Below are 21,771 nucleotides of genomic sequence, written 5' to 3'. Positions count from 1 at the left end.
TCAGCCGACCTTCGGCAGACGGACAGTCAGGCCGTCGAGACCATCCGTCATAACAATCTGACAGCCGAGACGGGAGGTCTTTTCAAGTCCGAACGCCAGATCGAGCATGTCTTCCTCATCGTCGGTCGGCGCGGAGAGACGTCCCGCCCATTCGGGATCGACGATCACATGGCACGTAGCGCATGCTAGGGACCCCTCGCACGCACCTTCGAGATCAATGTCATGCTTATGCGCGATTTCGAGCACGGAGAGTCCGACGGGCGCGTCCACTTCGCGCTTCGTGCCGTCCCGCTCGATAAAGGTCATGTGAGGCATGTGGTTCTGTCCTGGAAAAATGGCTATGACAAAGCGCGCCGGAACATCGCGGCGGCCTGTTCTATTTGCGGGCCCGACGTAAAGCGTCCCACCGAGAGACGCAAGCTTCTCGACGCCTCATCTTCGGTCAGGCCCATCGCCGTCAGGACGTAGGATGGCACCACCTCCGCCGACGAACAGGCCGAGCCCGTGGACACCGCCAGTTCGGGCAATGCGCCCATCAGATCCTGAGCGCGCCGTCCAGGCCCGAAACACAGGTTCAGCGCGCCCGGCAGGACGTGCTCGGACGACCCGTTCCGGCATATCCTGCCATCCATGGCCTGCAATGCGTCCCAGAGCCGATCCCGCAGGGCGGCGGACCGCCGCGCTTCCTCGGACAGTTCCGCCATTGCGATCGCACAGGCGCGACCCAGCCCCACCACAAGAGCGGTCGGCAAAGTGCCCGACCGCACGCCCCGCTCCTGTCCGCCCCCGGAAAAAAGCGGCTCGAGCCGGACCCGAGGACGGCGCCTCACGTAAAGAGCGCCGATCCCCTTGGGGCCATACATCTTGTGACCGGACACGGAGGCGAGATCGAGACTGGCGACCGACACCGGCAGTTTTCCCGCGATCTGGGCAAGATCACTGTGCATCAGGGCACCGTGACGGCGAACCATGGGCGCCAGCGTCGCGAGGTCCTGTAGAACCCCCGTTTCGTTATTGGCCCCCATGATGCTGACGAGCAGGGTCGGCACCTGCAACGCGGCTTCCAGCTTCGCCGGATTGAGGCGACCGTCATGCTCGACGGGAAGAATGACCGGCTCACAGCCTTCCGCCCGCAGGGACAGGACGGATTCGAGCACGCATTTATGCTCCGTGGCGGTCGTTATGACCCGTCGCGCCGCATCGCCCTGCCTCAGCCTGTGACGGACGCCACCCTTGATGGCGATGTTGTTGGCTTCCGTGGCCCCCGATGTGAAGACGATCTCCCGCGCATCGGCCTCCAGGAGTGCCGCCACCTGTTCCCGCGCGGTCTCCACGGCCGCCGCGGCGGCCTGACCGGCCGCGTGTTCCGCGCTGTGCGGATTGCCGAACATCTCGGAGAAATATGGAAGCATCGCCTCGACGACACGCGGATCGCAGCGTGTCGTCGCCTGATTGTCGAGATAGATCATGGATCGCGCCTTCCCAATCGTGCGGTCATCCGCTGATAGGCAGACAGGAAAGCCTCAACGTCCCCTTCGGCGACGTTCCAGGGCAGAGAGACCCGGATCGCCTGTCCCGCCTCCGGCCCGTATCCCATCGCTCTGAGAACATGGGAGGCCGAAACCTTGCCCGAAGAACAGGCAGACCCCGCCGAGACCGCGATGCCATCGAGATCGAGCGTCATAAGCTGGGTCTGCGCCGATACGCCCGCAAGCACGAGACACGTCGTATTTCCGAGGCGCGAGGCTCTGTCTCCGACCACCATGGCTCCCGCCGCCCGCGCGTCGTTCTCAAGGCGGTCGCGCAGAACGGCGATACGCCGGACGTCATCGCCCAGCGCCTCCGTCAGGGCGGCCGTCATGGCGGCTATGGCCGGCAATGCGGGCGTGCCGCCACGGCGACCGCGCTCCTGCCCTCCCCCGACCATCAACGGTTCGACGCGCGACGGCCCCCTCAGCAGCAACGCTCCCGCCCCTTTAACGCCGCCAAACTTATGACCCGAGATCGCCATGCTGTCCGCGCCAGACGCCGCAAAATCGAGCGCCAGACGCCCGGGCGCCTGCACCGCATCGACATGCAGCCAGGCACCGGCTTTTCGGCACAGAGCCGCGATGTCGTGCAGGGGATGCAGAACGCCCGTCTCGTTATTGGCCGCCATCGCGCAGACCATCGCAGGGCTGTCTCCTGCCAGGGCCCGCTCCAGAGCCGCCAGATCCAGGGTGCCATCGGCGTGAACGGGCAATATATCGCGCTCGGGTCGCGCCTGGAGCACGGCGTCATGTTCGGTCGCGCCAACCAGCAGGCGACGGCCATGACCAAAACCATGCACGGCCAGCGCATCTGCTTCGGTCCCCCCAGACGTGAAAATCACCTGCTCGGCGTGGGTGCCGAACGGCTCGGCAAGACTTCGTCGGGCGGTTTCCAGCACGCGGCGGCCCTCGCGCCCGAAAGCATGAACCGAGGACGGGTTTCCCGTTAGACGCGCAACCTCGGTCAGCGCTTCAAGTGCTGCGGGCCTCGGAGGTTCGGTAGCGTTGGCATCAAGATAGACGGTCATGGAGTCTCCAACTCGTGACAGCGGGCACTTGTGACAAGCGGATGACACCGAAAATACAAGGTAAATTCACAAAAATACCAATCTGCGATCGGTTTGTGACGATTCATGTGGCTTTTCTCTTGTCCCGACCGTTATACACGGCCCCAACGGAAAGACGGTCGGAACAGTCCCGCGTCCCATGTGGGGCATTAGCGGGACCATGTGAAAGCCGTCAGGCGGGACCTGCGACATGCCGGAGCCGCCAGCCAGGATCAAGGAGTAAGCCTCTATGCCTGTGTCAGCGCTCCACCCCGCCTCGCCCGGCAGTGCCGAAGCGCCGCTCCCGGACGCCCAATTTCGGTCCTGAATTCCGACGACTACTGAACGGATCGTCCGACAACGCAGCATCCGTTTTCATCCGGTCCGGAGATGGGGCATCATTTTCCGGGCTGCGGTATTTTAACACTGCGCCGCCATGCCACAAGGCGGCGTCAGACGATTGTGGAAAGTCATTGAATGCCAGAAGTCATGTTCGCCGGCCCGGACGGCCGGCTGGAGGGACGTTATCATCATTCGGACGAGCCCAATGCGCCGCTTGCTCTGATCCTGCATCCCCATCCGCTGCATGGCGGCACGATGAACAATCGTATCACCTACACGATGTATCGCAGCTTCGAGAAGCTCGGCTTCTCCGTGATGCGATACAATTCGCGCGGCGTGGGTCGCAGCCAGGGACGTTATGACGGTGGCATCGGGGAAATTTCCGACGCCGCGGCCGCGCTCGACTGGATGCAGATGATCAATCCCAACTCCAGCACGATCTGGATCGCTGGGTATTCCTTCGGCGCGTTCGTCGGCATGCAGCTTCTCATGCGCCGACCTGAAGTCAGCGGGTGGATCAGTGTGGCTCCTCCCGCCAACGATTATGATTTCGGCTTTCTCGCGCCATGTCCGTGCGGCGGTCTCATGATTGCCGGCGGAAAGGACGAACTGGCTCCCGAGCCAGGCATCCGCAAGCTGGTCGACAAGCTGAACACGCAGAAGAACGTGACGGTCGATTATCGCGTTTTCGACGACGCGGATCATATCTTCGCCCGTCAGGCCGATCAGGTGGGAGAGGCTCTCGAGGATCACGTGACCACGATGATGGCGCGGAAGTCCCTGGCGCTGGCTGCGGACTGACCGTCGCCACCTCGACACGCTCTCCAGGGGCGCGGCTACTTCCGGAAGCCCCGCCCTTCTTCATTTCGCCGCTTTTTCCGACAGAAGTGTTCTCCATGCTCGCCGCCCATGGTAGGACCGCCATGATCCATTCATGCCCAGCAAGAGACTGACGGACCCCCGAGACATGCCCAAGAGCGCCTTTCTCCGCGACGCCCAGGCGCGCGGCTTCATTTTCCAGTGCACTGACCTCGAAGCACTGGACGAAGCCATGCTGGCGGGTCCCATCACGGCTTACATCGGCTTTGATCCCACAGCGGACTCCCTGCATGTGGGCAACGCGCTCTCCCTCATGGCTCTGCGCATGCTCCAGCGCCACGGCCATCGCCCGGTCGCCCTGATGGGCGGCGGCACGGCCAGGATCGGCGACCCGTCTTTCCGTGACGAAGCCCGCTCGATGCTCAGTCCTGAAAAACTCGCTCATAACCTGAGCGGCATCGAGGGCAGCCTGCGCCAGTTTCTCTCTTTCGGAAACGAACCCTCCGACGCGATGCTCGCCAACAATGCCGACTGGCTGGACAGACTTTCCTACATCGATCTCCTTCAGGATGTCGGCGTTCATTTCTCCGTCGCGCGCATGCTCTCCTTCGACAGCGTCAAGCAGCGCCTCGAGCGCGAACAGGGACTGACCTTCCTGGAGTTCAACTACTCCATTCTGCAATCCTATGATTTCCGCGAACTGAACCGCCGCCACGGCGTGACGCTGCAGATGGGCGGTTCGGATCAGTGGGGCAATATCGTCGCAGGCATCGACCTCGTGCGCCGCACGGATGGCAAGCAGGTTTTCGGCCTCACCACGCCGCTCCTGACGACCGCCTCGGGCGCCAAGATGGGCAAGTCCGCCAATGGCGCGACATGGGTCTCCGCCGAGCGCCTGTCCGTGTTCGAATACTGGCAGTTCTGGCGCAATACCGAAGATGCGGATGTGGGTCGCTTCCTCAAGCTGTTCACGGAGCTTCCCGTCGAGGAATGCGCGCGTCTCGGCAGTCTGGAAGGTGCCGAAATCAACGAAGCGAAGAAAATCCTGGCCACCGAAGCCACGGCGATCTGCCACGGTCGCGCCGCCGCCGAGGACGCCGCGGAGACCGCGCGTCGCACGTTCGAGCAGGGTGCGCTCGCCGCCGATCTGCCGCGCCGTTCCATCGCGCGAGCCCTTGTCGAGGACGGTGTGCCCGCTTTTCGTCTGTTCGCCGAAGCGGGGCTGGCCGCGAGCAACGGTGAGGCCCGCCGCCTCATCCGCGGCGGTGGCGCCCGCGTCAACGATGTGGTGGTCGCGGACGAAAACGCCATCATCTCGAACGAGTCGGTGATCGACGGTGTGATCAAGCTCTCCTCGGGTCGCAAGCATCATGTACTTGCAGAGCCCGCATGACGGCTGTCAGTCGTTCCGCATGATCGCCCTCACTGGCGTGGCGGGCGACGTGGTGGTCCATTCGGGACCAGCACCTCACAAGGAACGGAAGCCCTGAACACGACGGCGGCCATCCCGGAAGGCAATCCACCCCATGAGGTGAACAGGATCACCTCCGGCATGGACCGCGCGCGGCTTGGCAGTCTGCGGTACCGGATCGCCCATCTCGTCTATCTCGTGATCTATCCGATTCCGTGGTTTTTCGACGGTGTCCACACGATCGATGTGGTCGGCTCGCTGGCTGGCCTCATCTCCTTCCTGGCGCTGTATTTCTCGCATAATCCGCTGCGCCCGCGCTTGTGGCAGGGCGTCGCGATCGCGGCGATCGCCTTTGCCATGTCGCCGTTTCACGCGATCTGGCCGGTCATCTTCATCTATGCCGCTGCAACCATTGCCGGAACCACGCCACGACGTCGCGCCCAGGCCGCCTTCGGTTTCCTCCTCCTCGCACTGGCGATCTTCTGCTGGCTGAGCGGACGTCACTGGCCCGACATCGTTTTCGGAGCCACATTCGGCTTCGCGTCCTTCATGGGCACGTCGCTCATGAACGATCTGGCCGTGCGCCATGCGCAGCTTCTCGAAGCGCAGGGGGAAGTCCGCGCCCTCGCGGCGAGCAATGAACGCGAACGCATCGCACGCGATATCCACGATCTGCTTGGCCACTCGCTGACCGTGATCGCCGTCAAGGCGGAACTGGCCGAGCGGATCGCGCCGACCCATCCCGAGCGCGCCCAGACGGAAGTTCATGAAATCGCGGAGACGGCGCGACAGGCCCTGCGCGAGGTCCGGGCCGCCGTTCGCGGCATGCACGGCGCGTCCCTGCCGCATGAAGTCGAGCGGGCCCGCAGCGCACTGGCGAGTGCCGGGATCGCCTTGCATAACGAGGGCTCCGCCGATGGCATCAGTCCTTCCCAGGACGGGGTTCTGGCGATGGCGTTGCGCGAAGCCGTCACGAATGTCATCCGGCATTCGGGCGCGGCGAACTGTTATATTCACCTGTTTACCGACAAAACGGGCGTGGCCATGATGGCGGTGGAAGACGACGGGCAGGCTGATATCCCATTCGCCCGACGTCCCTCGATCGCGGAGGGTACGGGCCTGCGCGGCATGCGCAGCCGTCTGGCCGCAGCCGGTGGCATGCTCGACATACGACACGGCACAAAAGGACTGCGTGTGACCGCAACATTGAAGGCATCGTGATGACTACCCAGACCATACGCGTTGTGATCGCCGAAGATCAGGCCATGCTGCGTGACGCCATCGGCGCCCTGCTCGCGCTCGAGACGGACATCGACGTCATAAGCCACGCTCCCAATGGCACGGACGCTCTGGCCCAGGTCCGCGCCACGAAACCGGACGTGCTGCTCACCGATATCGAAATGCCCGGCATGAGCGGCATCGATGTCGCCGTGGCGCTGCGGGCGGAACGCTCGCCGACGCGCGTCATGATCGTCACAACCTTCAGCCGCGCGGGCTACCTCAAACGCGCGCTCGATGCGGGGGTCAAGGGGTATCTGCTCAAGGACGCACCGATCACCCACCTCGCGGACGCGATCCGCAAGGTCGCATCGGGGGGGCGCGCCATCGCGCGCGAACTGGCCGAATCCGTCTGGGAGGCGGCTTCGGACCCCCTTACGGATCGCGATCGCGAAATGCTGCGGCTGGCCGAAGCCGGTCGCAGCAATCAGGAAATCGCGGATGCCCTGGCGCTGTCGCCCGGCACGGTGCGCAATTATTTCTCTGAGGCCGTCCAGAAACTCGGCGCGCGCAACCGCATCGAGGCCGGACGTATCGCCCGTCAGAACGGGTGGCTCTGACTCAGTCCGTGCCCAAAAGGAGCGCGACGGTCTGCCGGTTGACGGCCCGGCTGTCGTAAAGAGCGCAGGCGCGCAGACGTGCGGCATCTCCCATGGCCCTGCGCAATTCGGTATTCCGCGCCAGTCGCTCGATGGCGCGCGCAAGCGGCATGGCCAGGCCTGGGGGCACGAGAAAGCCGGTATCGCCGTCGATGATCTGCTCGCGCGGCCCGCGAATATCGGTCGTCACGACAGGCAGGCCACAGAGCATGGCCTCGATGACCGACATCGGCAGCCCCTCGAAATGGCTCGGAAGAACAAAAATATCAGCTGCCGCCATGAGAGCGGCGACGTCATCCCGCCGACCCAGCAGTCGAAGCCGATCGCCCAGACGCTCACGCGCGCGCGCGAATTCCCCGGACATGTCATCGCCGTGATCGGAGGCCAGCCTCTCACCCACGATCCAGAGTTCGACATCCGGCACCTGGTCCATCGCGCGCAGAAGCTCGGGAAAGCCTTTATGCCGGACAATCCGCGACACGGCGATGACGACGACCCGCGCCGCATCAACACCCATCGTGGACCGGACGGCATTTCGCAGGGCAGCATCCGGACGGAACACGTCACTGTCACGCCCGTTGCCGACGGCAAAGGGGGCTGGATGAATATGCCAGCGCCGCGCATCGTCCGCCTCCGCGCGCGAGACGGTCATGTAGAGATCCGTCACTTTTCCGGCCAGCCACTCCAGGACGAAAGACAGCGCCCGACGGCGCCAGGAGCCCGGCTGGTTGAACAGAAAACCGTGGCACGTATAGGCGACGACCGGCACGCCGCAACTCCAGGCGGCAAAGCGGGTCAACAGGCCGCTGATCGGCATATGGGCATGCACGATATCCGGTCGTTCACGCCTGATCAGACACCGCACGGCCAGAAAGGCACGCCATTGCGCCAAGGGGGCCAGAGACCGCTGGAAAGGCAGGGCTTCCACACGAAAGCCGGCCTGCCGGACGACCGCCAGATCCGGCCCGTCGGCGCAGGCGCCGACGACGGTGCATCCGGCGTCCCTCAAAGCGACCATGAGCGGCAGGAGGAACTGTCGCATCGAAAAATCGACATTGGTCACTTCGAGAATTTTCGCCGTGCCCGTCCTGCGACGTCTCATACCGGCAGACGCTCCGCAAGCCATTGAACCACACAGCGGAACGGCGCTTCGCGCGTGCCGTCCGCCGGAGGCTTGCCTGCTCCCGCTTCCGTCGGTTGCATGACGGGAGCGGCGTTTTTCATGTCCTGGGAAGAGACTTCGGAAACAGGCGCGGCCTCTTGCGCCACCCCCTCGACGGCCCGATCGGGAGGTTCGGTTTCCGACAGTTCGGGAACCGCGACCGGAACTGTTTCCGCAACCGGGATCGAGCTCGGAGCCTCTTCCATCGCTGTCACGGACTCGGTAGTCACGCGCGGGGCAGCCTCGGGCCCGGCAGCCTCGGACCGGGCAACCTCGGGCCGGGACATCTCGACGACAGCTCTCGGACGGGGATTGGTCACAACGATCTGAAGCGTGGCCTCGATCTCGCCGTTTCCCACATAGACGCCCGGTTCGAGCGCAAGCGTTCCCCCCTCCTGACGGAACCGCCAGGACAGGCCACCGACGTCAAGAAGAACCTCATCCCCCTCGTCGGAAAGGCGCGCCTCGACATCGGGATGAAGGTGAAAACGCAGCGCGAAGGGCACGACGCGTTCGCAGGACACCGTTTCCTCGCCCCGCAGGCTGAAACCGTCATCGGAGAGGTAGAGGCGTCGTTGCCAGTCCGCGCCGAGCGTCGCTCTGTAGCCGTCATGCGACATTTCGAGCCAGTGCGAACCATCATGTGTTTCGTGCTTCGCCTTGACGTGGGCGGGACGCCTGGACAGGCCGCCATTCGAGGAGAAATCGACACAGGATCGCCCGTCGAGCACCATCGTCGTGTGAGCCGCCGTCCCTCTCAGGGCGCGTTCCCACGCCCCTGTCGAAGCACTTCCGCAGTTCACGAAGATCCGGTGACGGCCATGGGAGAATTCGAAAGAAAGCGGGCCACCATGAGCCTGCCCGTCAAAACCCGCGGGCGCCGGAACGCCTCCATCGGCCATCAGCAACGACTTTCCGGCAGTCAGACGAAAAAAACGCCCATCCGCCAGACTCGGCGCGAGAAGCCGCTGGCGGGCACCGTATTGCAGCACCGTGTCGATGAAACTCGACGCATGCGCATTCGCGCCATTGAACAGCATCAGTCCGCCATCGGCATGACGCATGGCCCGCAGCACCGGACAGACCCGCGCGAGTCCGGTCACCAGAACCGGTGGAAGCGGCATCTGCGCCATGCGCAGGATGGCGCTCATTTCGGCAAGTTCACGCGCCGCCTGCAACTGCGCTTCCGGGCTGCGCTCGACGAGGCATCCGTCGGACAGCAGGATACGCTCGATTTCCGGTTCCAGATATCGCAGGTAACGCGTGAAAAATCCGCGCTGGGACGGGATCGAGACCGCGGCTGCAAGCAGGCCCTTCAACGCCGACAGGCCGCGCCATCCCTGTGCGGGCAGCGGCAGCAGAGCGGAAATGGTCCGCGCTTCGAGCAGGAGCCGATCCATGAGACGTCGTCGGAAACTGATATCCGCCGACGCCGCGAAAAAATCGTATTGACCTGTCCACGCGCCAAGTCGGGCGCCCGTCGTCGCAGCGTCCGCGACGAGCGGGTCGGTAGCAGGGTGATCGAGCCAGCTATCGACGATGGCACGCGCGCCCAGCCGCGCCTCGTCGCTTCCAAGCGCCCTCAGATCGCGCAGCCAGGTAAAACCGTGCAACCATTGGCGCACCGGATCCGGCAGACCCGGCTGCTCCCAGTTGGCGGTATCGAGAACATAGTCGCGAAAATCGAAACGGAAGCGACCCGAGAGCAACCGGGCGCCAATGGTCGCGTCTCCGGGCCAGAGATCGCGAAGCAGGTTGGCCGGTGCCTCGGGTGCGCGGGAAAGGCCCGGCAACCGCGCGATGGAAAGCTTGGCATCCCGGGCCCATTGACGGATCATGAAGCAGGAGAAGCGGGTTGGCTCTCCGATCCGGGAGCATGCCGAAGACCGGCGATCGCCGCCGCATAATCCTTCTGGCCGTAGACCGCCGTGCCCGCGACCAGCATATCCGCACCGGCCGCCATGGCGACGGGCGCCGTATGTGCATCGATCCCGCCATCCACACCAATACGGATATCGCGGCCCGTCATGTCGGCCATTTCACGCAGCATGCGGATCTTGGGCACCTGGCTCTCAAGAAATTTCTGGCCACCGAAGCCCGGATTGACGGTCATCACCAGGATGATGTCCACGAGGTCCATCACATATTGAAGCATGTCGGTCGGAGTCGCCGGACAGATCGCGATTCCCGCCTTCTTGCCCAGCGCACGGATGGTTTGCAGGGAGCGATGCACATGCGGGTTGCCCTCGACATGCACATGAATATGGTCCGCGCCCGCTTTGGCGAAGGCCTCTATGAAGGGGTCCGTCGGATCGATCATCAGATGAACGTCGAGCGGGATCGCCGTATGTTTCCGGATGGCGGCCACCATGCCCGGTCCGAACGTCATGTTCGGCACGAAATGGCCGTCCATCACGTCGAGATGAAGCCAGTCAGCGCCCGCCTCCGTCGCGGCGATGACTTCCTCGCCCATCCGGGCGAAGTCGGCGGATAAAATACTCGGGGCGATCAGGGGGCGCGTCAACATCGGCATGATGCTATGTTAACTTCGATTTATGGCAGAAATTCAACCCATGTTTCCAATATGCACAGACTTCTGACAGGTTTTCTCGCCGGAAAGCGAAAAACGGATTCCCACCTGCCGCGAATTTACGACTTCCGCCTCAGACGGGCCGCGAAAAAACCATCCATGCCGCCCTCGTCGTGCCACATGCCGGGATGAGTCCGGAAATAGCCTTCGCGCGTGCGCGCAATGGGCATCCCCTGGAATTCATCCTCGGCAAATGGCAGCAATTCCCATCCACGCGTCAGCGCGGCCTCCACGCGGGCGGCCCCCTCCTCGTCCTGAAGCGAACAGACGGCGTATAGAAGAATACCGCCTGGAGCGAGCATGTTCGCGGCTGCGTCGATCAGCGCATCCTGCCCCTGGGCCAGGGCCGTGACGTCGCGCGGGCGCTTGACCCAGAGCACGTCCGGATGACGCCTCAGCGTTCCCGTGGCCGAGCATGGAGCATCCAGGAGAACCGCGTTGGCGGGACTCGCGGGCTTCCACTGCAGCGCGTCGGCGACGATCTCTTCCACGCCCGCGATGCGCAGCCGCTCCAGGTTTTCGCTCATGCGGCGCATGCGCCCGGCATCACGCTCGACGGCGCTGACCTGCGCGCCCGCGAGAGCGAGCTGGGCCGTCTTGCCCCCCGGCGCGGCGCAGAGATCGATCACGTGCCAGCCGGGTTGTGCGTTCAGCAGACGCGCGGGCATGGACGCCGCGGCATCCTGCACCCAGAAAGCCCCCTCCTCGAACCCCGGAATCTCCGTCACGCGCGTGCCAGCCGGAAAGCGCACGCTTCCATTGGGCATGACCACGCCGCCGTCCGGCACCTCAGCGCCCGGACGGAGGGTCAGATCCAGCGGCGCCTCGCGATGCATCCCCGACGCTATGGCGCGCGCGCGTCCACCCCAGGCGGACCAGAGCCAGGGCGGCACGTCCAGACGATCCTGATCCAGCCCTTCGGCCAGCGTATCTCCCTCACGCGCGACGCGCCGCAGCACGGCATTGGCCAGCCCCGCGAAAGGCGTCAGTCCACGCCGGCGCAGAAGCGAGACGATCGTCCCGACGGCGGCATGCGGAGGCGTGCCGAGATGGCGAAGCTGCGCGACACCCATCAGCAGGGCGCAACGCACCGGCGCTGGCGGCTCCCGGCGCAGCAGCGGCTGGAGGAGTTCCGTCATGCTGCCCATATAACGCAGGACCGTTGCCGCGAGGCGATGAGCGCTGGCCCGATCCCGGGGATCGCTCGTCGTGCTCCGGTCGAGCGTCGTCTCCAGCATCCGCCGGTGCTCCACGACACCGCACAGGATATCGAATGCGAGATCGCGCGTGGGGTCGGCCTCCGTGCGAGGCGGAGAACGGCGGGACGAAGCGGAGCCATGAGAAACGGGAGTGGACATTCTGGCAGCCAATGGCATTTCGCGCGTCGCCGCGCTACCCCCTTCTTATGACCGCATAACAGGAGATGGACCACCGTCATGAGCGACGACGAGATTGCCGGGCGACTTCAGGCCATTCGCGCGCGGATCGACGCGGCCGTCGCGGTCGCCGGGCGAGACAGGGCGAACGTCGATCTTCTGGCCGTCACCAAGTTTCATCCGGCCTCATCTGTCGTGGCCGCGCTTTTGGCCGGGCAACGCCTTTTCGGTGAAAACCGCGTACAGGAAGCCGAGACCAAGTTCCCGCTACTGAGGGAAAGGTGGCCGGATCTTCGTCTGCACCTCATTGGCGGTCTACAGACGAACAAGGCGCTCGCCGCCTGCCGCGTGGCCGACGTCATCGAAACGCTCGACCGCCCATCCCTGAGCGATGCGATCGCCCGGGCGGGAGACCGTCTCGGCATCCTGCCGGATCTTTTCGTGCAGGTGAATACCGGCGACGAACCCCAGAAAGCCGGGATTCCGCGTGAGCAGGCCTCAGCCTTCATCGCGGAATGCAGGGAAAGATTCGGCGCCAAGGTCAGGGGGCTGATGTGCATCCCCCCGGAGAATGAAGATCCTCGTCCGCATTTCCGTTGGCTCGCCGCCCTTGCCGGTGAACACGGACTGGCGACGCTGTCCATGGGGATGTCGGGAGATTTTGAAGCGGCGATCGCGGAAGGCGCGACGCTGGTCCGGGTCGGATCGGCCATTTTCGGCCCCCGCCCGCGGACCGGGACAGGCGACGCGGACACCGTGCCATGACACGCATGGGTCAGATGTGCGAAAGACATGACTTATGGATAACTTGCGATCTTTGACGAAAGGATCGTATCTCGACAACCACGGTTACCCAGAGCGCCGCTCCTTTCGCGACGCCCGGCTATACGGGAAGTAGATGACACAGAGCCCGGACGACACGTCAGCGTTGAATCCGCCTGCAGGCGCGGAACCGCGAAAGCCAATTTCGTACGCCGAGGAAACCGCCGCCGAAACAAGCAATACGTCCAACAAGCATGGGGGCGCGCGGGAAATCGGTGCTGATGATGACACCAACCATCATCAGCGCCCTGTGGGTATGGCCGCCATGCTGGCCGTGCTCGGCGTCGTTTATGGCGACATCGGCACGAGTCCGCTTTATGCGTTCCAGTCTTCCGTCGCCATTGTCGGCTCCCGGGAACATCCGGCGGCGGCATGGGAAGTCCTCGGCATCGCCAGCCTGATCTTCTGGGCGTTGATGCTGGTCGTCACGATCAAATACGTGCTGCTCGTCATGCGCGCCGATCATGACGGCGAAGGCGGCATCATCGCGCTGATGTCACTGGCGCAGCGCGTGGCCAGAACGCCGCGCTATCGCTGGGTTCTCGGGATCATCGGCATCGGCGGCGCGTGTCTTTTCTTCGGGGATGGCATCATCACCCCCGCCATTTCGGTACTGTCGGCGATCGAGGGGGTCGAGGTTTCCCTGCCATCCGCGTCGCATGTCATCATCCCGGTCGCGATCATCATCCTGATCGGGCTGTTCAGCGTCCAGGCTCTGGGCACCGGCACGATCGGAAAGGCTTTCGGGCCTGTCATGCTGATCTGGTTCGTCACCATCGCCCTGATGGGCGTCGCCAGCATCGTTCACGCGCCGGAAGTTTTATGGGCGCTCTCGCCGGTCTATGCGGCAGAGTTCGTCATGATGCATGGCTGGCTCGCCTTCATAGCCCTGGGCTCCGTGGTGCTCTCCGTGACCGGCGCGGAAGCCCTCTACGCCGATATGGGTCATTTCGGACGCAGCCCCATCCGCTACACTTGGGTCTTCTTCGTCCTCCCCGCTCTCACGCTGAATTATCTGGGACAGGGCGCGCTGCTGCTTCATCACCCCGAGGCCCTCAGCAATCCGTTTTTCCACCTCGCGCCGAGATGGGGTCAGATCCCGCTCCTGATCCTCGCAACCTTCGCAACCGTCATCGCGAGCCAGGCGGGCATCTCGGGCGGCTTTTCACTCTGCCGCCAGCTCATCCAGCTGGGCTATCTGCCCCGCATGCGCGTCATGCACACGAATGCGGACGAAGAAGCCCAGATCTACCTGCCCGTCTTCAACTGGATGCTGGCGACCGGCGCGATCCTGCTGGTCGTCTCGTTTCGTTCGTCTTCGGCGCTGGCGGCGGCCTATGGCATCGCCGTAACGGGAACGTTCATGTGCACGGCCGTGCTGGCGATGGTCGTGTTCCGGCGCGTCTTCAAATGGTCGGCGTTCAAGGTGGGCGCGATCTTTGGCTTCTTCTTCCTGAGCGACAGCATGTTCTTTTCAGCCAACGTGCTGAAAATTCCCGATGGCGGCTGGGTGCCGGTCGCGATCGGCGTGATCGCCACCGTGCTGATGACGACGTGGCAGCGGGGACGAAACCTCATTCGCGTCCGGCAGCAGGCCGACAGCCTGCCCGTGGCCTCTTTCCTGACCCGCCTGCCCCAGTCCCGCACGGTGCGCGTTCCGGGCATGGCCGTCTTCCTGACCGCCAATCCGGATCAGACGCCCACCTGCCTCCTGCACAACCTCAAGCATAACAAGGTTCTGCACGACCACGTCCTTTTCGTGACCGTGCAGACGCTCGATCAGCCGGAAGCCCAGCGCGGTCATCGTGCGATGGTTCAGGAACTGGCGCCCAATATTCACCGTATCATCGTCCGCTACGGCTTCATGGAAATGCCCAATCTCCCGCGCGCGCTGGAAGAACTGAACGGCATCGGCATCGAGTTCGATGCGATCCAGGCTTCCTATTTCGTATCGCGGGAACTGGTCGTGCGCTCGACCGTGCCCAAAATGTCGCTGTGGCGCATGTGGCTGTTTCTTCTGATGGCGCGCAACGCCGTCCCCAGCACGGAATTCTTCCGCATTCCGCCGGATCGGGTGGTCGAGCTCGGCGTTCGGATCGCGATCTGAACCCCGCTCCTCTTTTCTCGCGGACATCGGGCGAACCGCTGGCGCTTTACGTGCACTGGCCGTTCTGTCTGGCGAAATGTCCTTATTGCGACTTCAACAGTCATGTCCGTGACGTCATCCCGCAGGCGCGTTTCCGCGATGCCCTGCGTCGGGAACTCGCGCATGACGCCGCCCGTCTGGGCCGCCGCCCCCTGCGCTCGATCTTCTTCGGGGGCGGTACACCCTCGTTGATGGACCCGGCGACCGTGGCGGCCCTCATTGACGATGCGACGCATTTTTTCGATCCGGCGGCCGACCTCGAAATCACGCTGGAAGCCAATCCGACCAGCGTCGAGCAGCAAAAACTGGCCGCGTTCAGAAGCGCGGGCATCAATCGCCTGTCGCTCGGCGTCCAGAGCCTGGATGAAACCGCCCTGAAGACGCTGGGACGCGAGCACTCCGCATCCCAGGCGATCGCGGCCCTTGAGACGGCCCGCTCCCTCTTCGAGCGGATTTCGTTCGATCTGATCTATGCCCGCCCGGAACAGAGCTGCGTTTCGTGGGAAAAGGAGCTGACCCAGGCCCTCGACCTCGCATCGGATCACCTGTCGCTCTATCAGCTCACGATCGAGACCGGGACCGTCTTCGAGGGGCGCCACCGCAAGGGCGAAATCATCCTTCCCGACGAAGATCTCGCGGCGGAACTCTATGAACTCACCGGTCAGGTCGCGGCCCGATTTGGCCTTCTGCCCTACGAAGTCTCGAACTACGCCCGGCCAGGAGAAGAAAGCCGACATAACCTCGTCTACTGGCGCTATCAGGACTATCTCGGCATCGGCCCCGGGGCGCACGGGCGCATCACGCTCGGGGAAGCACTTCTCGCCACCCGCCGTCATCGTGCGCCGGAAATCTGGGCGGAGCGCGTCGAGGCGCGCGAGAGCGGCAGCACGTCGGAAGTGGCGCTCGAGCCCGAGGAACGCGCCCGCGAAGCCCTGCTGATGGGACTGAGGCTTGCGGAAGGCATTGAGGAGCACCGTTTCGCCGCCCGCACCGGACGCCCCCTGGACTCATGCCTCGACAGCGACATTCTCGGGGCAGCCCTTGAGGAAGAGTATTTACAGCGGCGCGATGGGCGCCTGACGGCGACGGCCGCCGGTCGTCTCAGGCTGGAAGCCCTTCTCGGCGCACTGGTTCTCTGATCGTTTTTGCGCGATCAAGGGAGCGCGTATTTTTCGTCCTGTCTGGAGACCTCTCTCATGCGCCGCGTGACCCTTGCCTTCTGCGCTCTGGCGTCCCTTGCTTTCGGCCCGCCACCGGCGTCCGCCCGTGCGGAAACCTCACCTCAATACATGATTCTGGACAATGATTTTCAGGGTCCCGCCGGATCGAATATCCAGTCGATCATTCCGCTTCTGAACAATCCCCGGGTCCATCTTCTGGGCGTGTCGGTCGTGATCGGCGACGATTGGGAAAATGTGGAATCCGCGCGAATCCGTCGTTTTCTGGAAATCTCGCACCATACCGACATCCCCGTTTACGACGGCGCGACCATGCCCCTGATCAACAGCGTCGAGCTGATGCGCCTGCGCGAGATGGAGTTCGGCACGATCCCGTGGAAAGGCGCATGGGGTGGGCTGGGCAGCATCGCCCATGTCCCGGACACACAACCGCCTGTGCCTGCCCTCGTCGAAGGAAATCCTTCTCTCAAGGCGCAGCCTACGCCCGCGGCCCTGTTCCTGATCCAGCAGGTGCACGCCCATCCTCATGAGGTCACGATCGTCGAAGCCGGACCGATGACCAACCTCGCACTCGCGATCCGCCTTGACCCTACCTTCGCAGCCACGGCCAGGCAGCTCGTTTTCATGGGGGGCTACATTGATCTCAGCATGGAATCGGTGGTGGGCAACTCCGATAACGCGTCCGATTTCAACCTGATTTTTGACCCGGAGGCCGCTCATGTCACGCTCACCGCGCCGTGGCCGCAGATCACCTCTCTGGCCAATGTCACCAACGCCATCGCTCTCTCCCACGAGGCCATCCAGGCCATCGCGAAAGAGAAGCCGACCCCTGTCACAACCTATCTCGCACAGTACTACGAACCGCTGCCCTTCTGGGACGAAGTCACGGCCGCTGTCGCCGCCGATCCCTCGCTGGTCACGAAATCCGTCGACGCCTATTTCGATGTCGATCTCGCGCGCGGGGTCAATTACGGTCACGCCCATATCTGGGCAGACGCCATCGCACCGAAAGCCATGGGACTGCGCAAGGTGAAGATCGTTCAGGCCATCGACACGCAGCGCTTTCTTGCTGGCTTCGCGGCCTCGGCGAAAAATGCCATGGGGAGCCACTGAACGCGGTGCTGCATATCGTCAAACTCGCCGTCGGATGCCGCACCCTCGACGAACTCGCCACCCGCATGCGCACGCATATGGTGGACGGACTCGGCGCCGTGCCGACCCGCATGATGCCGAAAAAAGCGGATGAGGTGCTGGCAGGAGGATCGCTCTACCGCGTGATGGACGGCATGATGCTGTGTCGTCAGGAAATCGTGGACTTGCGTGCGGTGACGCGGGGTGACGGCACGTCCGGCACCCTCATTCTCGTTCGCGACGGGATCGTGCCCATCACGCCACGCGCCATGCGCCCCTTCCAGGGCTGGCGCTACCTCAAGCCCGAGGATGCGCCGCCGGATCTGAGCCATGCCTCGGACGGCACAAGAGGACTGGAGACGTTGCCACCCCGTCTGCGTCGCGAACTGGCAAGTCTCTGTCTGCTCTGATCCGCCTCGATGTCAGACAGAAAAAAAGCCGCATCGAAACCGATGCGGCTTTTGAACACGGGTCGAGAACTCTCGAAACTTATCGCCCGGTCATGATCCGTTCGACGAGCTGCCTGACTGTCGGAACGAAGCTGTCGGCATAGAAAGGATCCGCGCCGAAGCGCCAGCCATTTGTTCCGGAGAACATGAGGTTGTTATCGACGATCCTGTCTGCCGCGGCCTTGCCCTGGCTGTCATCGGTGTGGGCCATCGTCTGGAGGGTCTTCTGGATGCAGAAGGATCGCGGATCAGCCTTGGTAGCCGTCGTATAATCCGGACCGCGCTGGCTCCAGTTGGAGAAACGGCATTCCGACAGGCATCCCATGCAGGCCGCCTGATCCGCCACGATCTGGCGTGAGTCTTCGGATGTGACGAAGATCAGCGTTGAATCGGGGGTACGCATCGCCTCAACGAACCCCTCGTCTTCCCACGCGGCCATACGATGCACGTCCTCGCGCGTCACATAAACCAGACGCTTGCGGGGACCCACGCCGTAAGGCTCGACGTGATCACCGACCGGCTCCGAACTGTAAGCGACCTGCCGCTCGGACCGCCCCCGCAGATCCTGAAGAAAATGATTATTGACCGCAGACGAATAAAAGCCCGTGGGAGAAAAGCGGTTCAGGTAGACATCGCCTTCAGCCAGGGTAGACAGACGACGCTTCCAGGCCTCCGGGATCGGGCTTTCCTGCGTCAGGAGCGGGCGGGTGCCGAACTGGAACATGATCGGACCAAGATCGGGATTCTCGATCCAGTCCTCCCATTCCTCCAGCCACCACACGCCGCCAGCCATGACGATGGGCGTCGTATCGAGACCGTATTTCCGCATGGTCTCGCGAAGCGCGAGAACGCGAGGGAACGGATCTTCCGGCGCCAGCGGATTTTCGGTATTGGAGAGACCGTTATGCCCCCCCGCGCGCCAGGGATCTTCATAAACGACCGCGCCAAGCAGTTCGGCCGTCTTGTGATAGGATCGCTTCCACAATGCGTTGAACGCACGGGCCGAAGACACGATCGGGTAGTAATGAATATTGTGGCGCGCCGCGATCTCGGACAGCCGATAAGGCATGCCCGCCCCGCAGGTCAGGCCGTCAAGACAGCCTGGCGCGCCTTCGAGGATGCCCTCGATCGTCTGTTCGGCTCCGCCCATTTCCCACAGGATGTTGGCATTGACCATGCCTGATGATCCGGCGATCTCACGCGCGCGCCGGGCCTGCGCTATGCCGCCATCAATGGCATAGCGGATCAGTTCTTCCTGACGTTCGCGGCGCGTACGCCCCTCATAAGTCTGAGGAATGCGATGACCATCCGCGTCGTAGCTGTCAGCATTCACTGCCGACACCGTCCCAATGCCGCCAGCGGCCGCCCAGTGTCCAGCCGAAATGCCGGTGGAAACGGAAACGCCTTTGCCGCCTTCAACAAGGGGAAGCACATCCCTTCCGGCCACGCGAACGGTATTGATCAACTTCATGCTCGTATCTGGACTCCGAAAGTCGGATGACGCGCCCTTGCGGGACGCGCCTCCAAACCTGCCAGTGGACTTGAACCGAGTGACTTAGTCGGCGTCGCGGGTGCGAGGCGCACGGGCCGCCTTCGCGCCGACGCTCTCGCTGACGTCCGCACCCGTCGCCTGGTCGACGACGCGCATCGAGAGCTTGACCTTGCCGCGATCGTCGAAGCCGATGACCTTGACCTTCACCTCATCGCCCTGCTTCACGACATCGGTCGTCTTCGCGACACGCCCGTCCATCAGCTCAGAGATGTGCACCAGGCCATCACGCGGGCCGAGGAAGTTGACGAAAGCTCCGAAATCGGCCGTTTTGACAACCTTGCCATTGTAGATCTTGCCGATCTCGGGCTCAGCCACAATGCCTTCGATCCGAGAAATGGCCTTCTGGGCCTGTTCGTCATTCGAAGCCGCGATCGTGATCGTGCCGTCGTCGGAAATATCGACCTTCGCACCGGAATATTCGACGATCTCGCGAATGACCTTGCCGCCCGAACCGATGACATCACGGATCTTTTCCTTGGGAACCGTCAACGTCGTGATCTTCGGCGCGTTCACCGACACGTCCGAACGCCCCTCGGTCAGAGCCTTGGACATCTCGCCGAGGATGTGCACGCGACCTTCACGGGCCTGCTCGAGAGCGACCTTCATGATGTCGGGCGTGATGGACGTGATCTTGATGTCCATCTGAAGCGCCGTAATGCCCTTCTCGGTGCCAGCCACCTTGAAGTCCATGTCGCCGAGATGATCTTCGTCGCCGAGAATGTCGGAGAGAACGGCGTGGCCGCGCTCTTCCTTGATCAGGCCCATCGCGATGCCCGCGACGGGACGCGGCAGGGGAACACCGGCATCCATGAGCGCGAGCGACGCGCCGCAGACCGTCGCCATGGAGGACGAACCATTGCTTTCCGTGATCTCGGAAACGACGCGCAGCGCATAGGGGAACGCCTCCTTGCCCGGCAGAACCGGGTGGATCGCGCGCCAGGCGAGCTTGCCGTGACCGACTTCACGACGACCCGGCGACCCCATGCGACCGCACTCGCCCACCGAATACGGAGGGAAATTATAGTGCAGCATGAAATTCTGACGGTATTCGCCTTCAAGCGCGTCCATGACCTGCTCGTCCTGGGCCGTGCCCAGAGTGGCCACCACGAGCGCCTGCGTCTCGCCACGCGTGAACAGAGCCGAACCATGCGTGCGGGGCAGAATGCCGACTTCGGACACGATCGGGCGGATCGTCTTCAGGTCACGACCGTCGATACGGATGCCGGTCTTGAGGATCGCGCCACGAACAACCTGCGCCTCGAGCTCCTTGAGCATCGGCTTGGCGACCTCGAGGTCCAGACCTTCCTCTTCGAGAAGCTCGTTGATACGGGCCTTGGCCTTGGCGACCTTCTCGTAGCGCGCCTGCTTGGCCTTTTCCTTGTAGGCATCGGCGATCAGCTTGGTGCCGAGCTTTTCGACACGCTTGCGCAGCGCAATCTGCTCCTTGGTCGGTCCCTGCAGGTCCCAAGGCTGTTTGGCCGCATGCTCGGCGAGCGAGATGATCGCCTCGATGACCGGCTGGAAGGCCTCATGACCCTTGACCACAGCGTCGAGCATGAGGGCTTCGGAAAGCTCGGAAGCCTCCGACTCGACCATCAGCACGCCTTCGCTCGTTCCCGCCACGACGAGATCCAGATTACTTTCCTTGGCCTCGGCATAGGTGGGATTGACCACAAACTTGCCGTCGATATAGCCGATACGGCAGGCGCCGATCGGGCCGAAGAACGGGATGCCGGACAGGGTCAGGGCGGCCGAGCAGCCGATCAGGGCCACGATGCCGGGATCGTTCTCGCCGTCATAGCTCATGACGGTGGCCGTCACCTGGACCTCGTTGCGGAAGCCTTCCGGGAACAGCGGGCGGAGCGGACGATCGATCAGGCGCGCCGTCAGCGTTTCTGCTTCCGTCGGCCGACCTTCACGCTTGAAGAACCCACCCGGAATCTTGCCGGCCGCATAAGCCTTTTCCTGATAATTGACAGTCAGCGGGAAAAAGTCCTGTCCCGGCTTGACCGTCTTGGCGCCCACCGCGGTGCAGAGCACAACCGTGTCGCCATAGGTGACCAGGACGGCGCCATCGGCCTGACGCGCAATCTTGCCCGTTTCAAGAATCAGCGGACGGCCAGCCCAGTCGATTTCTTTGCGATAATATTCAAACATCCGTTTTCCTCCAGGAAAGCCGGAAATCGTCAGGCAGGTTTACGTCTCAGGATCGCGGGTCAACTCTGCGAGGACAGCGTTTCGGACGGCATGGCAAGAGCGCGGACATCAATCCATCCGCCGTGTCACCATGTGGCCTGAAACGCCGGCTACCGGATCGCTTTAGGTCCCTGCCGCATCGATT

The 21,771-nt window shown here is 63.4% G+C and carries 18 protein-coding genes; 9 read left to right on the top strand and 9 right to left on the bottom strand.

Going from position 1 to position 21,771, the window contains the following annotated elements:
• Genes PWM43_RS03805 through PWM43_RS03795 form a run of 3 tightly spaced genes read right to left on the bottom strand, consistent with a single transcriptional unit; the run spans position 1 to position 2,557 of the window.
• Positions 1–315, bottom strand: coding sequence for a ferredoxin family 2Fe-2S iron-sulfur cluster binding protein (locus PWM43_RS03805; RefSeq protein ID WP_289841258.1), 315 nt, complete (start codon positions 313–315; stop codon positions 1–3).
• Between the two features lie 23 nt (positions 316–338).
• A complete protein-coding gene (locus PWM43_RS03800) occupies positions 339–1,469 on the bottom strand; it encodes a cysteine desulfurase family protein (protein ID WP_289841257.1) in 1,131 nt (376 codons plus the stop codon).
• The gene (locus tag PWM43_RS03795) at positions 1,466–2,557 is read right to left on the bottom strand and encodes a cysteine desulfurase family protein (RefSeq protein WP_289841256.1); all 1,092 of its coding nucleotides are present in this window, start codon (positions 2,555–2,557) and stop codon (positions 1,466–1,468) included. The genes PWM43_RS03800 and PWM43_RS03795 overlap by 4 nt, the downstream gene beginning before the upstream one ends.
• A 495-nt stretch (positions 2,558–3,052) precedes the next feature.
• Between PWM43_RS03795 and PWM43_RS03790 the strand changes: the two genes are divergently transcribed.
• The 4 genes from PWM43_RS03790 to PWM43_RS03775 all read left to right on the top strand — a co-directional run bounded on the left by PWM43_RS03790 (position 3,053) and on the right by PWM43_RS03775 (position 6,985).
• A complete protein-coding gene (locus PWM43_RS03790) occupies positions 3,053–3,718 on the top strand; it encodes an alpha/beta hydrolase (RefSeq protein WP_289841255.1) in 666 nt (221 codons plus the stop codon).
• Positions 3,719–3,884: 166 nt separating this feature from the next.
• Positions 3,885–5,129 carry a tyrosine--tRNA ligase gene (tyrS, locus tag PWM43_RS03785; protein ID WP_289841254.1) on the top strand — a complete coding sequence of 415 codons (1,245 nt, stop codon included), beginning with the start codon at positions 3,885–3,887 and terminating at the stop codon, positions 5,127–5,129.
• A gap of 159 nt (positions 5,130–5,288) precedes the next feature.
• On the top strand, positions 5,289–6,368 hold the full coding sequence (locus tag PWM43_RS03780; RefSeq protein ID WP_289841253.1) for a sensor histidine kinase: 1,080 nt from the start codon (positions 5,289–5,291) through the stop codon (positions 6,366–6,368).
• Entirely contained in the window at positions 6,368–6,985 is a 618-nt protein-coding gene (locus PWM43_RS03775) for a response regulator transcription factor (protein WP_289841252.1), read from the top strand. Before PWM43_RS03780 ends, PWM43_RS03775 begins: the two co-directional genes overlap by 1 nt.
• Position 6,986: 1 nt before the next feature.
• Here the strand turns inward: PWM43_RS03775 and PWM43_RS03770 are convergent, their stop codons facing one another.
• The 4 genes from PWM43_RS03770 to PWM43_RS03755 all read right to left on the bottom strand — a co-directional run bounded on the left by PWM43_RS03770 (position 6,987) and on the right by PWM43_RS03755 (position 12,134).
• Positions 6,987–8,126, bottom strand: coding sequence for a glycosyltransferase family 4 protein (locus tag PWM43_RS03770; protein ID WP_289841251.1), 1,140 nt, complete (start codon positions 8,124–8,126; stop codon positions 6,987–6,989).
• Positions 8,123–10,024 (bottom strand): heparinase II/III family protein, encoded by a 1,902-nt coding sequence (locus tag PWM43_RS03765; RefSeq protein WP_289841250.1) that lies wholly within the window; start codon positions 10,022–10,024, stop codon positions 8,123–8,125. Before PWM43_RS03765 ends, PWM43_RS03770 begins: the two co-directional genes overlap by 4 nt.
• Positions 10,021–10,719 carry a ribulose-phosphate 3-epimerase gene (gene rpe, locus PWM43_RS03760; protein ID WP_289841249.1) on the bottom strand — a complete coding sequence of 233 codons (699 nt, stop codon included), beginning with the start codon at positions 10,717–10,719 and terminating at the stop codon, positions 10,021–10,023. The genes PWM43_RS03765 and rpe overlap by 4 nt, the downstream gene beginning before the upstream one ends.
• A 116-nt stretch (positions 10,720–10,835) precedes the next feature.
• Positions 10,836–12,134 (bottom strand): RsmB/NOP family class I SAM-dependent RNA methyltransferase, encoded by a 1,299-nt coding sequence (locus PWM43_RS03755; RefSeq protein ID WP_289841248.1) that lies wholly within the window; start codon positions 12,132–12,134, stop codon positions 10,836–10,838.
• A gap of 78 nt (positions 12,135–12,212) precedes the next feature.
• Between PWM43_RS03755 and PWM43_RS03750 the strand changes: the two genes are divergently transcribed.
• The 5 genes from PWM43_RS03750 (at position 12,213) to PWM43_RS03730 (ending at position 17,839) form a co-directional block, all read left to right on the top strand.
• Positions 12,213–12,917: a YggS family pyridoxal phosphate-dependent enzyme gene (locus tag PWM43_RS03750; RefSeq protein ID WP_289841247.1), complete on the top strand. Its 705-nt coding sequence runs from the start codon at positions 12,213–12,215 to the stop codon at positions 12,915–12,917.
• A gap of 133 nt (positions 12,918–13,050) precedes the next feature.
• Positions 13,051–15,081 carry a potassium transporter Kup gene (locus PWM43_RS03745; RefSeq protein WP_289841246.1) on the top strand — a complete coding sequence of 677 codons (2,031 nt, stop codon included), beginning with the start codon at positions 13,051–13,053 and terminating at the stop codon, positions 15,079–15,081.
• The gene (gene hemW / locus PWM43_RS03740) at positions 15,078–16,259 is read left to right on the top strand and encodes a radical SAM family heme chaperone HemW (protein WP_289841724.1); all 1,182 of its coding nucleotides are present in this window, start codon (positions 15,078–15,080) and stop codon (positions 16,257–16,259) included. The genes PWM43_RS03745 and hemW overlap by 4 nt, the downstream gene beginning before the upstream one ends.
• Before the next feature lie 57 nt (positions 16,260–16,316).
• A complete protein-coding gene (locus PWM43_RS03735) occupies positions 16,317–17,411 on the top strand; it encodes a nucleoside hydrolase (RefSeq protein WP_289841245.1) in 1,095 nt (364 codons plus the stop codon).
• Between the two features lie 5 nt (positions 17,412–17,416).
• Entirely contained in the window at positions 17,417–17,839 is a 423-nt protein-coding gene (locus tag PWM43_RS03730) for a DUF1489 family protein (RefSeq protein WP_289841244.1), read from the top strand.
• 79 nt (positions 17,840–17,918) lie between these two features.
• Here PWM43_RS03730 and PWM43_RS03725 read toward each other — a convergent pair whose 3' ends face one another.
• Positions 17,919–19,349: an NAD(P)H-dependent flavin oxidoreductase gene (locus tag PWM43_RS03725; RefSeq protein ID WP_289841243.1), complete on the bottom strand. Its 1,431-nt coding sequence runs from the start codon at positions 19,347–19,349 to the stop codon at positions 17,919–17,921.
• Positions 19,350–19,433: 84 nt separating this feature from the next.
• On the bottom strand, positions 19,434–21,587 hold the full coding sequence (gene pnp, locus PWM43_RS03720) for a polyribonucleotide nucleotidyltransferase (RefSeq protein ID WP_289841242.1): 2,154 nt from the start codon (positions 21,585–21,587) through the stop codon (positions 19,434–19,436).
• Positions 21,588–21,771 lie beyond the last annotated feature (184 nt).

It is taken from the genome of Brytella acorum (assembly GCF_029309905.1).
Lineage (GTDB): Bacteria > Pseudomonadota > Alphaproteobacteria > Acetobacterales > Acetobacteraceae > Brytella > Brytella acorum.
Note: the sequence above shows the minus strand (reverse complement) of the source record. Positions and strands in the feature narration are given on the sequence as shown.